Source organism: Pseudoalteromonas sp. SM9913, assembly GCF_000184065.1.
Lineage (GTDB): Bacteria > Pseudomonadota > Gammaproteobacteria > Enterobacterales > Alteromonadaceae > Pseudoalteromonas > Pseudoalteromonas tetraodonis.
On record NC_014803.1, the window covers coordinates 3,083,818 to 3,098,521 of the forward strand.

Annotated in this window: 16 protein-coding genes; 7 read left to right on the forward strand and 9 right to left on the reverse strand. The window is 41.7% G+C overall.

Annotated features, from left to right (window positions below):
* Positions 1-33: 33 nt before the first annotated feature.
* The 4 genes from PSM_RS14170 (at position 34) to PSM_RS14185 (ending at position 4,028) form a co-directional block, all read left to right on the forward strand.
* Positions 34-1,200: an efflux RND transporter periplasmic adaptor subunit gene (locus PSM_RS14170; protein WP_013466080.1), complete on the forward strand. Its 1,167-nt coding sequence runs from the start codon at positions 34-36 to the stop codon at positions 1,198-1,200.
* Positions 1,200-1,907, forward strand: coding sequence for an ABC transporter ATP-binding protein (locus PSM_RS14175; protein ID WP_008467268.1), 708 nt, complete (start codon positions 1,200-1,202; stop codon positions 1,905-1,907). Before PSM_RS14170 ends, PSM_RS14175 begins: the two co-directional genes overlap by 1 nt.
* Positions 1,900-3,138, forward strand: a complete 1,239-nt coding sequence (locus tag PSM_RS14180) for an ABC transporter permease (RefSeq protein WP_013466081.1) — start codon at positions 1,900-1,902, stop codon at positions 3,136-3,138. The genes PSM_RS14175 and PSM_RS14180 overlap by 8 nt, the downstream gene beginning before the upstream one ends.
* Positions 3,139-3,350: 212 nt before the next feature.
* Positions 3,351-4,028, forward strand: a complete 678-nt coding sequence (locus PSM_RS14185; protein ID WP_013466082.1) for a nitroreductase family protein — start codon at positions 3,351-3,353, stop codon at positions 4,026-4,028.
* Here the strand turns inward: PSM_RS14185 and PSM_RS14190 are convergent.
* Genes PSM_RS14190 through PSM_RS14200 form a run of 3 tightly spaced genes read right to left on the reverse strand, consistent with a single transcriptional unit; the run spans position 4,025 to position 8,668 of the window.
* Complete coding sequence (locus PSM_RS14190; RefSeq protein ID WP_013466083.1) at positions 4,025-5,095, reverse strand: efflux RND transporter periplasmic adaptor subunit; 1,071 nt, start codon at positions 5,093-5,095, stop codon at positions 4,025-4,027. The genes PSM_RS14185 and PSM_RS14190 overlap by 4 nt on opposite strands.
* Positions 5,085-8,360, reverse strand: coding sequence for an efflux RND transporter permease subunit (locus PSM_RS14195; protein ID WP_013466084.1), 3,276 nt, complete (start codon positions 8,358-8,360; stop codon positions 5,085-5,087). Before PSM_RS14195 ends, PSM_RS14190 begins: the two co-directional genes overlap by 11 nt.
* Before the next feature lie 5 nt (positions 8,361-8,365).
* Positions 8,366-8,668: an ArsR/SmtB family transcription factor gene (locus PSM_RS14200; protein ID WP_008467273.1), complete on the reverse strand. Its 303-nt coding sequence runs from the start codon at positions 8,666-8,668 to the stop codon at positions 8,366-8,368.
* Between the two features lie 131 nt (positions 8,669-8,799).
* Here PSM_RS14200 and PSM_RS14205 point away from each other — a divergent pair, with 131 nt between their 5' ends.
* Both PSM_RS14205 and PSM_RS14210 read left to right on the forward strand, forming a co-directional pair.
* Positions 8,800-8,988 (forward strand): YgaP family membrane protein, encoded by a 189-nt coding sequence (locus PSM_RS14205; protein WP_008467276.1) that lies wholly within the window; start codon positions 8,800-8,802, stop codon positions 8,986-8,988.
* 5 nt (positions 8,989-8,993) lie between these two features.
* On the forward strand, positions 8,994-9,338 hold the full coding sequence (locus PSM_RS14210; protein WP_008467278.1) for a rhodanese-like domain-containing protein: 345 nt from the start codon (positions 8,994-8,996) through the stop codon (positions 9,336-9,338).
* 62 nt (positions 9,339-9,400) lie between these two features.
* Here PSM_RS14210 and PSM_RS14215 read toward each other — a convergent pair whose 3' ends face one another.
* The 4 genes from PSM_RS14215 to PSM_RS14230 all read right to left on the reverse strand — a co-directional run bounded on the left by PSM_RS14215 (position 9,401) and on the right by PSM_RS14230 (position 11,246).
* Positions 9,401-9,943, reverse strand: a complete 543-nt coding sequence (locus tag PSM_RS14215; protein WP_013466085.1) for a PH domain-containing protein — start codon at positions 9,941-9,943, stop codon at positions 9,401-9,403.
* A 77-nt stretch (positions 9,944-10,020) separates the two neighbouring features.
* Entirely contained in the window at positions 10,021-10,638 is a 618-nt protein-coding gene (locus tag PSM_RS14220; RefSeq protein WP_013466086.1) for a LysE family translocator, read from the reverse strand.
* 9 nt (positions 10,639-10,647) lie between these two features.
* The gene (locus tag PSM_RS14225) at positions 10,648-10,830 is read right to left on the reverse strand and encodes a hypothetical protein (RefSeq protein ID WP_008109493.1); all 183 of its coding nucleotides are present in this window, start codon (positions 10,828-10,830) and stop codon (positions 10,648-10,650) included.
* Between the two features lie 17 nt (positions 10,831-10,847).
* A complete protein-coding gene (locus PSM_RS14230) occupies positions 10,848-11,246 on the reverse strand; it encodes a DUF3224 domain-containing protein (RefSeq protein WP_013466088.1) in 399 nt (132 codons plus the stop codon).
* A gap of 88 nt (positions 11,247-11,334) precedes the next feature.
* Here PSM_RS14230 and PSM_RS14235 point away from each other — a divergent pair, with 88 nt between their 5' ends.
* Positions 11,335-13,113, forward strand: coding sequence for an ABC transporter transmembrane domain-containing protein (locus PSM_RS14235; protein WP_013466089.1), 1,779 nt, complete (start codon positions 11,335-11,337; stop codon positions 13,111-13,113).
* 14 nt (positions 13,114-13,127) lie between these two features.
* On the opposite strand, the gene PSM_RS14240 is transcribed toward PSM_RS14235, so the two are convergent.
* Both PSM_RS14240 and PSM_RS14245 read right to left on the reverse strand, forming a co-directional pair.
* Positions 13,128-13,793, reverse strand: a complete 666-nt coding sequence (locus PSM_RS14240; protein WP_013466090.1) for a hypothetical protein — start codon at positions 13,791-13,793, stop codon at positions 13,128-13,130.
* 104 nt (positions 13,794-13,897) lie between these two features.
* Positions 13,898-14,530, reverse strand: coding sequence for an OmpA family protein (locus tag PSM_RS14245; protein ID WP_013466091.1), 633 nt, complete (start codon positions 14,528-14,530; stop codon positions 13,898-13,900).
* Positions 14,531-14,704 lie beyond the last annotated feature (174 nt).

The window sequence follows — 14,704 nt, forward strand, 5'->3', positions numbered from 1 at the left end:
CTTTTCTGCCTACTCATAAATACGGAAATAAAAATGAAAAAAGCGATTATCATTACCCTTGCAATTGCAGCTTTTATTGCTCTTATCGTATCAAAGCAAATTACTGGCGATGAAAAAGCACCAGAGGTAAATGTTGCACAGGTTGAGCAAGGTAGTATTGCAGACTCCATTATGGCCTCTGGCAATTTAGTCTTTAATACTCAAGTGCAGTTACGTTCAGAGGTAACCGGACGAGTCGACAAGGTGTTTGTTGAAGAAGGGCAAAGTGTAAAACAAGGCGACATTTTAATGCGCTTAGATACCACTGCTTTTGAGTCAGAAGTAACACGTAATAAAGCGGTATTGCGAGCTAGCGAAATAGAAATAAAACATAGTAAAACACGCCTTTTGAACTTTGAACGTCAGCTTAAACGTCAAAAAGAGCTTTATGACGTAGGCCTAGCAGGGCAAGAAGTATACGAGAACTTACAAAATGCACGCGACCTTGCCAAAATAGATATTGAAGCCAGAGTAGAGTCTTATAATCAAGCCAAAGCCTCTCTTTCAATCGCTGAAGATAGACTTAGCAAAAGTGTATTTCGTGCTCCAATGAGTGGTTTGCTCGCCTCAGTAAATATTAAAGAAGGCGAAACCGTTATTGCCGGCACCACTAATATTATTGGCTCAGATTTAATGCTGGTTGCCGACCCAAGCGCTATTTTAGCTGAGCTCAGAGTTGATGAAACTGATATTGCTGGCATTAAATTGGACCAGCATGCAGATATTTATGCTGCTGCGTACCCCAATCAACCCTTCACTGGCAAGGTCATTAACATTGGAACCTCAGCAAAAAACCAAGCAGGTTCACAAGGTTTATCATTTCGAGTGAAAGTGTTACTTGATAATACCGATAGGCAACTATATGCAGGTATGAGCTGCCGTGCAGAAATCGCAACAAGCCTTGCTGTGAATGGCTTAAAGCTCCCTATCGAAGCCGTACAAAAAGAAGATGATAAAACGTTTGTATGGCGTTTAAACGACGATAACACTGTAAGCAAAGCCTATGTAGAAGTAGGTATTTCTTCAGATATAGAGCAAGCAATTACCCAAGGTTTAAATAAAGGAGAGCGTATTGTTATTGGCCCTGCACGCCCAATCAGTAAGTTAAAAGAAAATGATACAGTAAAAGTTAAGCAATCTACCGCCAAGGATACACAATAATGTCGGCGGTAATTAAGCTTGAGCATATTAACAAGCAATACAAAATGGGTGAGCAAATATTTAAAGCCCTTGATGATGTAAACGTGGTCATTAATGAAAACGAGTATGTCGCTATAATCGGTCCTTCAGGTTCAGGTAAGTCAACTTTAATGAACTTATTGGGTTGCTTAGATACTCCAACTACTGGGGATTACTTTTTAAAAGATAAACTTGTAAAAAGTATGACAGAAACCGAGCTCGCTCATCAGCGTAACGAAAGTGTTGGCTTTATTTTTCAGAGCTTTAACTTACTTCCGCGTGCGTCGGCACTTGAAAATGTGATGCAGCCTTTGGTTTATAGGTTTATACCCGCAAAACAACGTAAACAAAAAGCCCTCGATGCACTCAAACGTGTAGGACTCGGTGATAAAGTGGATCATCTATCAAGCCAGTTGTCTGGTGGGCAACGCCAGCGTGTTGCCATTGCACGAGCGCTAGTGACTAAACCGCATATTTTACTCGGTGACGAACCAACCGGGAATCTAGACAGCAAAACTACCACTGAAATTATGGCGCTATTTGATGAGCTACATAATGAAGGCCACACCATTATTTTGGTAACTCACGAACAAGAAATTGCAGATCATTGCCAGCGAGTTATTCGCTTAGTTGATGGCAAGGTAGTGAGTGATGTTCGTAAAGGCGAGGGAGACAAACAACATGTTTAAATCTGCTATTGCAATTATGGAAGGAACAAAAGCAGCACTAATGGCCATTAAAGCCAATGCCATGCGAAGCGCACTCACTTGTTTAGGGATTATAATTGGGGTTGCCGCGGTTATTACAGTGGTAGCCGTTATGCAAGGCTTTACTAAGCAAATTAACGATCAACTCGCAGATATGGCACCTGATGTAACCACAATTAAACCCTTTACCAGCATTGAACAAGAAATGGTGGGCAAAAATGCTAAACTCACTTACAACGATTTTTTAGTCTTAAAAGCCCGAGTAAAAGAGGCTGAAACACTCACTGCACTGATGTTTACTTGGCGTTTTTCTGGTGGCGCTGAATATGGAAATAAAAGCCACTCATCACGAGTAATGGGTACAGAGCAAGATTACCAAAAAGCGTATAGAACCTTTCCAGAACTTGGGCGCTTTATTCGCGCAGAGGATGATGAAAAGCGCCGTCGAGTCGCTTTTATTGGTCCATCCATTATTGAAAAGCTAAACCTGCCAAAAAACCCTGTAGGCGAATATATTAAACTTGGCGGCGAGTGGTTTAGAATTATTGGCGTGGCTGAAAAACAAGGTAGTTTATTGGGGTTCGATCAAGACGATTATATTAATATTCCCATCAGTACCATGAGCGCATTAGAGGGTCCAAGTAGCAGCAGCAATGTACAAATTATGTTTAGACTCAAAGAAGACAGTGATGAAGAATTGGTACTTGCTAAAATCACTCGCATTTTACGCCAATTACATAAACTAAAAGACAATCAAGAAAACGACTTTGAATTTGAAACAGCTGAAAAAGCACGCGCTAACGTTGATAAATTTACAGGTAGCGCTACAGCAATTACCGCAGGGATTGTAGGTATCAGTCTTGTTGTTGGCGGTATTGGTGTAATGAACATTATGCTTGTATCTGTCACCGAACGCACCCGTGTGATAGGCACATTAAAAGCACTGGGGGCGACTCCTGGTTTTATCATGCTGCAATTTTTAGTTGAAGCCGTGGTGCTGTCATTATTTGGAGGCTTAATTGGCTTAGTCATTGGCTATGGTGCTGCCGAGCTCATTTCGCTCTCTGTACCAAGCATGCCCGACGCTTATATACCAGGCTGGGCTATTATGCTGTCGTTTGGTTTTACCTCTTTAATCGGTATTGTATTTGGTTTAGCTCCCGCAATAAAAGCAGCTAGGCTTAATCCCATTGATGCCTTACGTTATGAATAAACACTCAAAATAGCGACCTGTTTGCTTAAAATAGTATCCTAAAATAGCTGACTTTTACTGTTTTAGGATACCTAATAGGCTCTTATCTATTGGCTAAGCCTTGTAATATGATATAAATATTTTATGCGTAGCGCGGGTTTTATAAACCTTAGCAGATAAAGCCTTTGCTGCTATTTTAAACCACACACTCTAAAAATAAGAAGCGAACAGCCATGCAAAATCATAAAAGCCAACCATTAGCCGATTTTATAGAATACCCTCAAGAGGAAATGCTGACGCGTGCGAATGAGTTTTTACAAACGAGTCAACGCCGTCATAGTATTCGCAGCTTTAGTAACCGCCCAGTGCCAAAAGAAATCATCGAAACCTGTATAAAAGCGGCAGGTACAGCGCCTAGTGGCGCAAACCACCAGCCTTGGCATTTTGTAGCCATTAATAGTGCAGATGTTAAAAAACAAATACGAGAGGCCGCTGAAAAGCTAGAGCGCTCATTTTATGAAGGTCGCGCAGGCGAAGAATGGCTTGATGCATTAAAACCCTTAGGCACTGATGCTAACAAACCCTATTTAGAGCACGCGCCATGGTTAATCGCGGTGTTTAGTCAAAAAAAGGGGGGTGTAAATACGGACGATAAAAACACCAATTACTATGTGCATGAATCGGTAGGCCTTGCCACTGGCTTTTTAATTCAAGCCTTGCACCGCGCAGGCCTTGCAACACTTACCCACACACCAAAACCGATGAGTTTTCTAACCGATATTTGTGGACGTGATAAAGACAACGAACGCCCTTATATGTTACTTATTACTGGTTACCCAGATGAGCATGCAACAGTGCCGCTGCACGCCCTAGATAAAAAGTCGATTGATGAAATTGCGAGTTTTATTTAATCGCTTTGACTTGGCATGTAATCAACAGCAAGTACATCACCCTCTTTTAGGCCTGCTATTACGTGTTGCTGGTTATTTATAATACTGCCTAAACGCACGAAACGTTTAACCAGCGTTTCGTTTTCAAGTACATACACCATATTGAGCTGACCAAACTCATGCACCCAACGTGGATCAATTAATACACCTTGGGTACTTTTTATTGGTAACTGTAGTTGAGCATAAAGGCCTGGCATTAAACCAAGTTGCGCATCGGCTTCTAAACGAATAAACAAGCTGCGCGCCGCGTTATCTGCCACTGGTACAATTTCGCTCACCGTTGCGGGTGTTGTTATATCTAGAGAAGGTAATACCACATTTAAACTGTCCCCGACTCTTAATTTTACTGCTTGTTGTTCACGTACATTAAATTCAAGCTGTAACTGTAATGGGTTATACAAAGTAATCAGCGGTTTACCGGGTGTTGCAGTATCGCCAGGTTCAGTTAGGCGCTCAACGACCACGCCCGAAATAGGGGCAGTAATACGCGTATAATTAAGCGATACCTGAGCTTGCGTTTGCTGTTGCTTAGCAACCGCTAAATTAGCGGTTAAGTTTTCAAACTTTGCTTTGGCGTCATCTAATTCACTAACAGATACTAATCCTTGCGCATTTAAATCAATCATTCTGGCTAGTTGCTTTTTAGCTTGCGTTAACGACGCTTGCACCGCATTAATATTTGCGCTGCTTTGCGCTAACGCCGCTTTAAAATCATCTTGCTTGAGCATAATAAGTAAATCGCCCTTAGCGACTTTATCGCCAGCACGTACTTTTAACTGCTCAACCTGCGCCATAACATGCGATGAAATTTGCGTATTTTGTTTTGCTATTACACTACCTGGTACCTGCTCAGTGCCTGCAATACTTTGCAGCGTTACCGTTACTCGCTCACCTTGATAGCTCGTTATTTGTGATTCTTTTAAGCCAGCAGCTTGCTTGTCAGAAAAGCTGCCTGCCATATAAAACACAGCCATAATAATGACAAATAACGCGGCAAATGTGCCTATAAGTTTTGATTTACCCTGCATGCGCTTCATCCTCTGTGCTTGCAAACACTAAATAATAAACAAGCGGTACTACAAATAATGAAAATAATGTAGACGCCACAATGCCAAAAATAATCGCAATCGCGAGCCCGCTAAATACCGGATCGAGTGTGATCACTAAGTTACCTAATAAAGTGGTACCTGCGGTTAGGAGCACAGGGCGCATTCGCACCGTACCCGCTGCAACAAGCGCCTCTTTAATTGCCATGCCTTGGCCACGAGCTTGATTAATAAACTCAACCAAAATAAGTGAGTTACGCACCACGATACCTGCAAGGGCAATCATGCCTATCATCGCTGTGGCAGTAAATAATACCGGCTCTGGGGCACTTGCTATGGAGCGCTCACCAAACTGATTTAACAGCCAAAAACCTGGCATTATACCTATCACTGTTAACGGAATAGCCGACATGATAATCAGCGATAAACTCGCCGACTGTGTTTGTACCCGTAAAATTATAAATATGGCACTGAGCGCAAACGCAAAGGCAATGCCCATATCTCTAAATACATCAATGGTTATGCGCCATTCCCCCTCGCCGCTAAAGCTGACATGGGTTCCTTGTGGTAGTTGCCATGGGGCTGTTCCGCCATTATTAAAAAAGTGACGACCTACCCACGATGTTTTAACAAACTCATCGTTTGATACATTTAAATCAGCATTCACATCAGCAATCACTTCCGCTGGTGTGCGCCCATTAAGCTCAGCCATAACATAAATTACGTCACGCTGATCTTTACGAACAATCGTTTTAGCAACATGATGTTGTGTAAATTCACCGAGTTCTGAAAGCGATACTAACGGCCTTGGCGCACTGCTTAAACCAAACTCGTTACTGGTTTTAGCTAAATCTCTGTCGCCCCTAACCTGAAGTGCAAGTAATTGCGAAAGCTGATTTCGCTCGCTGTACGGTAGCTGTAATTTAATATCAACGGGCTCTGTTTCATTGCTCACATAAAGTACACCCACGTTTTCACCTTGAGAGGCAATACTGAGTGTTTGTGCAATATTTTGAGTTGAAACCGCACTGAGTGCGGCCTTGGTTTTATTGGTAACAAAACGTTGTAATGGCGAGGGTGCCACCATTGAGGTATCGACTTCAACTACATGAGGCTCTTGTTGTAAACGCGCAGCTAACCGCAAGGCAGCTTGAGAATGTGTTTGCTCATCAACAAAAGCATCTCGGTAAACCTCAGCAACTAAGGTACTCAGTACCGGCGGCCCTGGTGGTACTTCAACCACTTTTATTACAATGCCATCGGTTGCTAGCATCGCGAGCTGTTCGCGAAGGCGCATAACTACTCCATGCGATTGATGATCGCGCTCAGACTTATCCACTAACAATACCCTCAGCTCGGCGAGATTCGCTGCATCACGGCGATAATAACCGCGCACCATACCGTTAAAGTCCATACTTGAAGGTTGACCAACATAGGCCGCTATTTCACTTACTTCGTTTAATTGCCATGTGAGTGTTTGGATTTGTTTAGTAAATGCAGCTGTGCGCTCCAGATTAGTCCCCTCTGGCATATCTATCAGCACTTGCAGCTCATTTTTATTATCAAAAGGGAGTAGCTTTAAAGGCACCAAACGCATCACGGGTAACATGGCACTAATGATAAATAATGCTAGGGTTAGCCACAAAACAAGTTTTGCTCGCCCCTTAGAAACCAATAATGGGCTTAATATTCTTTGATATGCACCAACTTTAGGAGCAAGCTCGGAGGGTTGTTCGTTATCAGGCTTGAGTAACTTCATCGCAAGCCAAGGGGTTACAAAAAATGCAACAATGGTAGAAACCATCACGCTAACCGGCACATTAAATGCCATAGGTGCCATGTACGGCCCCATCATTCCGGTAATAAACGCCAGTGGAATAAACGCCACCATAATAGTGAGCGTAGACATAAGTAAGGCACTTCTAATTTCGCTCATTGCGCCAACAATCTGCTGTTTTTTATCGCCTTTTTTATTCAAAAAGCGGCTAATATTATCAATACCTGTGATTGGGTCATCTACCAGTAAACCCAAAGATAAAATAAGCGCAAACAAGGTCACCCGGTTAATGGTATAGCCAAATGCAAAATCCAGAGCCAATGTAATGCCATAACAAATAGGCACAGCCAGCCCTACCACAACCGCCGGACGCCAACCTAAAAACACCCCCACAAATATCACCACAGTAAAGACCGCAAAGACTAAACTTGAAGTGAGGTTATTTACTTTTTCATCGGCAGTTTGGCCATAATCTCTTAATACCGCATAGCTCACTTCAGGGGGTAATAGCGTGCGTGTTAGCTGCGCCATCATTTGATGAACATCGTTGGCAACTGCAACAGCGTTCGTGCCGGTTTGTTTTGCAACGCTTAGTGTTACCATTGGCAAATGCTGCTGGTTTGCCGATTGAGCAAGCCATTGGTAATACTTAGCTTCACTTGGGCCATCAATAACGTTTGCAACATCAAGCAAGTAAACACTTTTGCCATTAACAACATTCACTACCAGCTGTTCTACAGCAGATTGACTTCGTAGAACATCACCTGCTTGCAATTCAATTTGCTGCTGACCATCAACCACACTGCCTACTTGCGTTAGTTGATTAGACACGCTTAATGCATAAAAAACGTCATTTACGGTTGTTTGGTGGGCAGCCAATGCGCTGGCATTTAAATTAATGGTGAGGGTTCGTTTACGACCAGCAATGACTTTTACTTCACTGGTGTGTTCAATACGCTGTAAACTGTTGGCTATTTCGTTAGCAAAGCGGGTTAACTCGTAATCACCATAAAGTTGTGGGTCTTTACTGTATAGCCCCAGCATAACAATAGGTACATCATCCACTTCAACGGGCCGTATTTGCCAACTTTTGATAACAGAAGCCATAGTATGTTGATAACTGTTAAGTTTTGCATAGGTATCTAAAATAGCTTGTTCGCGGTCATGGCCAACCTCAAAGCGAAGTGTAACCACTGCGGCATTCGTTTGTGTAGTGGAATAAATATGTTCCACACCGCCAAGTTGGGCAAGTAGCTTTTCAAGTGGCTGGGTAACCAATCTGGCTACCTCTGGAGCTTCTACGTTGGGCGCCGATACGTATATATCGAGCATAGGCACCACTATTTGTGGTTCTTCTTCTCGCGCTGTTTGTTGTAAAGCAAATAAGCCAAACAAAATCGACAACACAAAAATAATAACCGGAATACGGCCACTTAAGCTGCTTTTTACTGCGTTATCAATCATGCTCATAACTTTTAGCCCTTGCAAAACAGTCCATATAATGTGCCTAACAAATGCACGGCATTTTGATCAATCACGCGGTAATAAATAGTTTGGCTTTCGCGGCGAGTAGCCACTACATTGGCTTTGCGCAGTGCCGCTAGGTGCTGTGATAACGCAGACTGCGCTAGCGGTACGGCTTCGTTAAGCTGCGACACACTCATTTCGGTATCTTGTAATGAGCATAAAATCATTAGTCGATTTTTATTCGCTAATATTTTTAATAGCTGCTCAGCTTGATCTACATTAGTCGCCATCGCTGTAAAGTCAATTTTCATACTATGCTCTTATTCTAAAATATGCACTTAGTATAAATTGCTAGATAAGAAATGTCTAATATTAGAATTTACTAATTTAATAATATCTAATATAGTAGCTCTGTACTCAATCAAATAAGTGGCCTACTATTATGAAACTCAATAACGCACTTCGTCTTATCGCTGGCATCATGATTGTTGTATCAATCCTTTTGCAAACGTATCACGATCCGAAGTGGATATACTTTACCGCTTTTATCGCTGTAAACTTAATCCAATCAGCTTTTACTAGCTGGTGCCCAATGATCACTCTATTACGCAAACTTGGCTTTAAGGAATAATCACCATGCTTACATCTATCCCCGATTTACTAAAAATTATTACGCCTAATCAACGTCGTATCGACGCCGAACAAGCTAAACAGGAGATCAGTGAAAACAAAGGATTACTCATTGATGTGCGTGAACCGGCTGAACATGCAACCAAAGCCGCTACCGGCGCAATTAATATTCCGCGCGGCTTACTTGAAATGAAGTTAATGGAAATAGAAAAAGACGCAGCACGCCCTATTTACTTACATTGCGCTAGTGGTGCGCGTGCAACACTAAGTGCTGAAGCACTGACACGCGTAGGTTATGAAAACGTCACAGTTATTACCTGTAAAGCAGAAGCTGTTTGTCAGGCATTTTAAAGGCCAAAAATTAAATCTCTCGGCGATCAACCGATCGCCGAAAATTAATGTATACCTGCGCCTTACTTCCTCTCATCCAACAAGTTGACTAACATTTGCTCGATATTTTTTACGCTGTAGGTAAGCGAGCGGATGAGCTCTACTTGGCTTTGTGGTTCATCGTTATTAGATTGGGCTGGCTGATCTGAAGTGAGGTTATCTTTTTGAGTTAAAATGGCTTCACGAAATTCACTGGCATTAACTACCCCAAGTAACGATACTAATGCACCGTGACCAGACTGCCCTGCAGTTTCAAAGCTTAAGCGGTATAAACCAAATAGTCGCATTAATGGCCCCTGACTTAATCCCACATCAGTGATTTTTTCAAGCGGAATCGATTTTTCTTCTTTAAACAAAATACCGCGTTTAACCACTAGCTTGCGCTCTAGTAAATCGGCCGACATAGCTGCTAATACTCGCCCTGCGACTAGCCACACCAAAAGCAATACAACGGGTAAAAACACAATAGTTACAACTGGAAAAAGGCTAAATATTGCAGCTAAGCACATCCAGTACTGTTTGACTTTGTTATCAAAAGTGGCACTTTTTAAAATTATATTAGACATCGTTTTATCACTTTTAAATTATAGTTTTTTTAAGTTACATTAATTACCAACTGTACGCAATTCAATCACTTTGATAGTTAAAATCCAATTACCACTTTGATCGCAAGCGCAATAAATACCATACCTAATAGTCTATCTAACCACACATTTTGCTTGGTAAAGCCAAAGCGCTTTTTAGACACATCAGTGAGTAAAGCCACCAATAAATACCACCCAGTATCTATTACAAAAACGGTTAAGCACATAATAATACCGATGTTTAATGTAAGGTTTTCTGGATCGATAAACTGCGAAAATAGCGCCAAAAAGAAAATTGCCAACTTAGGGTTTAAAAATGCAATCGCAAAACCATCTTGTAACGCCTTAGAACTGCTCACTGCACTTTTTTGAACTTGCAGCTCGCTGTCGTTAGGTTTTGAAAATAGTATTTTCAAACCTAAATACGCTAAATAGGCTGCCCCTAAGTACACTAAAAATTGATACACAGTAGGAAACTGCAACATCAATGCGCCTAATCCCAATAATGAGGCCGCTGCATATAAACCAACCCCAAAACCATGGCTTAACGCTGCCAGCATGCCATTTTTCATCCCGCCATTTAAGCTATGCTTTAATACCACAGCTAAACTAGGCCCTGGCGACATTGCGCCCATCATGCATACCAGTGCTAAGCTAAACCATAATGATAATGCCATTAGTAACCCTTATATTTCTTCATTTTCAATAAGTAATGCATAACCATGCACTTGCCCATAAAAGCCTGTCAATGGCACTGCGTTTATTACTTTCCAGCCGTCTTGGTTTAATTCCTGTATGCGATCATTTAGTGCGACTATATCTACCCCACCCAAAAAACGGGCCTTTCTGAATTCGATTACTTTTTGCATTTTAATCCTTGTTGAACTTATAACATGTATTCAAAATCGTAATGGTGAATCCCTTGCTCAATCCGTATTTTCATACTGCCTGTTAATCCTGCGAGCTCATCAGTGCCTGAGTCGGGTACCACTTTTAAAATCAAGCTATCTTGGCCTTTATCCATGGTGCCAAAATGCTGCAGTACAAAACCACCTTGCAAACCATCAAGTTCGCCTATTACTTGTTCAATAGCCACATAACCGGCACTGCCTTGGGTGGGGGTCATGGCGCTGAGCATTTCACCTTGGCTAGTTGCGGTTAGGCCACCAGTAAATTGTTTATCAATCGACATACGACCTAAATTAACGCCTTGCTGCCCGTGTGCATACCCCTCTATAGGCGCTAATGAAACGGTAAACTCGCCTGTTACCTGTTTAGTTGTCATAATTTTTCCTTATTGATGATTTTTAATACTATTGATTTTTAATCTATTGATGCCATATCTATACCTTAATCATCAATAAGAATCTACTATGCCTACAGACAAGCCTGCTTCAGATAAAGCCGCCTTTAGCGCTTTATTCCCTATATTCAATTTTATTAAGCCTTATAAATGGGTAGTTTTAGGGGCTTTAGTGGCGTTACTTGCCACCGCAGGAGTTAACTTATCGCTAGGGCAAGGCGTTAAATTTGTGATTGATCATGGCTTTATTGCCGGCTCGCAAGCGCAATTACAACAAGCTGTGTTGGTATTAATTGGTTTGATCAGTTTATTGGCAGTGGGTACATTCAGCCGATTTTATTTAATGTCGTGGATTGGCGAACGAGTCAGTAACGACATTCGAAAAGCCGTGTTTAATCGTATTGTTACCTTGCACCCGAGTTACTTTGAAGAAAATCGTAGCGGCGAGCTGATGTCGCGTTTAACCACCGACACCACATTATTACAATCTATTATTGGCTCGTCATTTTCTATGGCACTGCGAAGCGCGCTAATGTTAGTCGGTGGTTTAATTATGCTGCTTGTTACTAATTTAAAGCTTACCTTGGTCGTTGTGGCCTGCGTCCCTTTAGTACTGGTGCCTATGATAGTGTTTGGTAAAAAGGTGCGCAAACTCGCCAGTTCTAGCCAAGATGCTATTGCCGATATAAGCACCTACGCGGGTGAGATCATTCAAAACATAAAAGTGGTACAAAGTTATAGCCATGAACAACAAGAACAATCTGCTTTTGCGCTTGAAACCGAAAAGGCCTTTAATGTGGCTAAAAGCCGAATTAAACAACGTTCGTTTTTAATTGCAGCTGTTATTTTTCTTACCTTTAGTGCTATTAGTGCCATGCTCTGGGTAGGCGGTAGTGATGTGTTAGCAGGCACTATGACGGGCGGTGAACTCGGTGCTTTTGTGTTTTATGCCATTATGGTGGCCATGTCGGTAGCGACCGTTGCAGAAGTTTACGGTGAACTACAACGCGCAGCAGGAGCAGCAGCAAGGTTACTCGAGCTACTTGCGGTTGAAAGTAAAATACAAAATCCCGAAATTCCAAAAGATGATCAGTTACATGCAACAACCAGCAACAGTGCAATTTCACTTGAAAGTATTAGTTTTAATTACCCTTCTCGCCCAGATGTAAGCGCATTAAATAATATCAGCTTAAATATTGAAACAGGTAAAACTGTGGCTATTGTTGGCCCTTCCGGTGCCGGTAAAACCACCTTGTTTGAACTGTTACAGCGTTTTTATGACCCTGCCAGCGGAGCGATTAAGTTTCATAATATAAATATTAAACAGTTGTCATTAAATACCTTGCGTAACAAAATGGGGATGGTGGCACAAAACCCGATTTTATTTAGCTCTGATGTCATGCATAACATTCGCTATGGCAACCCAAGCGCCAGTGACGAGCAAGTTTATGCGGCCGCCAAACATGCACATGCTGATGAATTTATAAAACAGTTACCACAAGGCTATAACAGCTTTTTAGGTGAGCAAGGTGTTAGGCTTTCGGGTGGGCAAAAGCAGCGTATTGTACTTGCCCGCGCCATTTTAAAAGATCCCGAAATACTGCTACTCGATGAAGCTACCAGCGCACTTGATGCGCAAAGCGAGCATCATGTTCAGGCCGCACTTGAGCACTTAATGCAAAATAGAACAACGCTGATTATTGCCCATAGACTAGCCACGGTAAAACACGCCGATATGATTGTGGTAATGGAAAATGGCGAAATAAAAGCCACAGGCACTCATCAGCAATTAATGGCAAGCAACCCTTTGTATCAAAAGCTATGTGAATTACAGTTTAATCTAGATTGATTGCAATTTAGTCGCTACTTTTTATCAAGCCATTTATTCATTGCGGTATCGTAAGCCTCAGTTAGCTTGGTTTTATCGCACTTTGCACCAACAATATAACTCTCTGGCAAGTCATTTTTTGGCATAACTCCAGCACCAACGGATACCTTTTTAAAACAGCTATCACCTCGTCGGTAAGTGGTAAATTGCATATTTTGCTGCTCTATTTTTAATAGCGGCTTCACCTTCCCTGCATGCTCTTTTGGGACGGTAATGCGCTTTTTCTGAGGGTCATTCTTTGCAGTATCAGAATAGCCAGTTTGTTGCTGTAAAATACTATTGAGCCCTTTTTTCAGGTCGATCTTTTTATAAGACGTTGCGGTTACAGGGTGGGTGTTTATGGAGGTGGTACTTACCGGCTCAGTCGTCTCCTTTGTTTTTTTATTAGTCGCATTTAGTGGTTTTGATTGGGTTGCATTAACAGGCTTGGTTGGGGTTATTTCTGTATTAACATTTTTATTAGCGCTTTGCTGAGTGGCTTGTTGCGTTACTTTAGTTTTGGCAGGCACATTCACCATATACGCTTTAATTGGCGTTAATTGCGGCTGTTTAATTTTAGGGGCTTTTAAGGTAGTTAAAAAAAACAAAACTAACCCATGTAAACATACCGATAAAATAATTGCTGTACGCCAATTTGTCATAAACATGTCCCTATGAAGAACTCCTTATGACAACTAACTTATTTAAAAGTGCCCTTTAAATAAGTACACAAACCGCGCGCAAACGCGGTTTGTAATTACAAAAGCTAACCTTGAGTGTTTGGTACAATTTGAATTTCTACTCGGCGATTTTGCGCACGACCATTCGCTGTGTCGTTAGTCGCTATTGGGCGTGATTCGCCATAGCCACTCGTGCTTACTCGTGCCGCCATAATTTGCTGGTTCACTAAGTAGTTTTTTACACTTTGTGCACGCTGCTCTGAAAGAGTCATGTTGTAACTGTCTTTGCCCGTGCTGTCGGTGTGACCTTCAACACTTAAGTAGGTTTTTTCGTATTTATTCATTACACTTGCTATCGCATTTAGAGTGTCATGAAAGCCCGATGAAATATAAGATTGATCAGTCGCAAACGTAATATTAGAGGGCATCACTAAGCGTAAGTTATCGCCTTCACGAACCACTTCAACTCCCGAACCCGCTAACTCATCACGAAAAGCAGCTTCTTGTTTATCCATGTAATCACCTACAGCAGCACCCGCTAGCGCACCAATAGCTGCACCAATAAAAATACGCTTATCTTTATGATTACCTGTAGCTTTACCTAAAATACCACCCGCGGCTGCACCAATAGCGGCACCTTTACCTGTGTTATTCATTTCACAGCCAGAAAGTAATACAGCAACGACAGTGACACTTAAAAGTGATTTAGTTAACGTCATGGTGATTTCCTATTCATTTAGAATTTATTATTGCGATTATGCAAATATATGTATGAACCAACAATGAAGAATAACGTATAAGCGTTGATATTGCCTATCAAATAAGGAAGTAGTGATAGCGTTTCATAATAATGTCATACTTGTTTGTGACAATTTTATGATTTATCAAAAGGC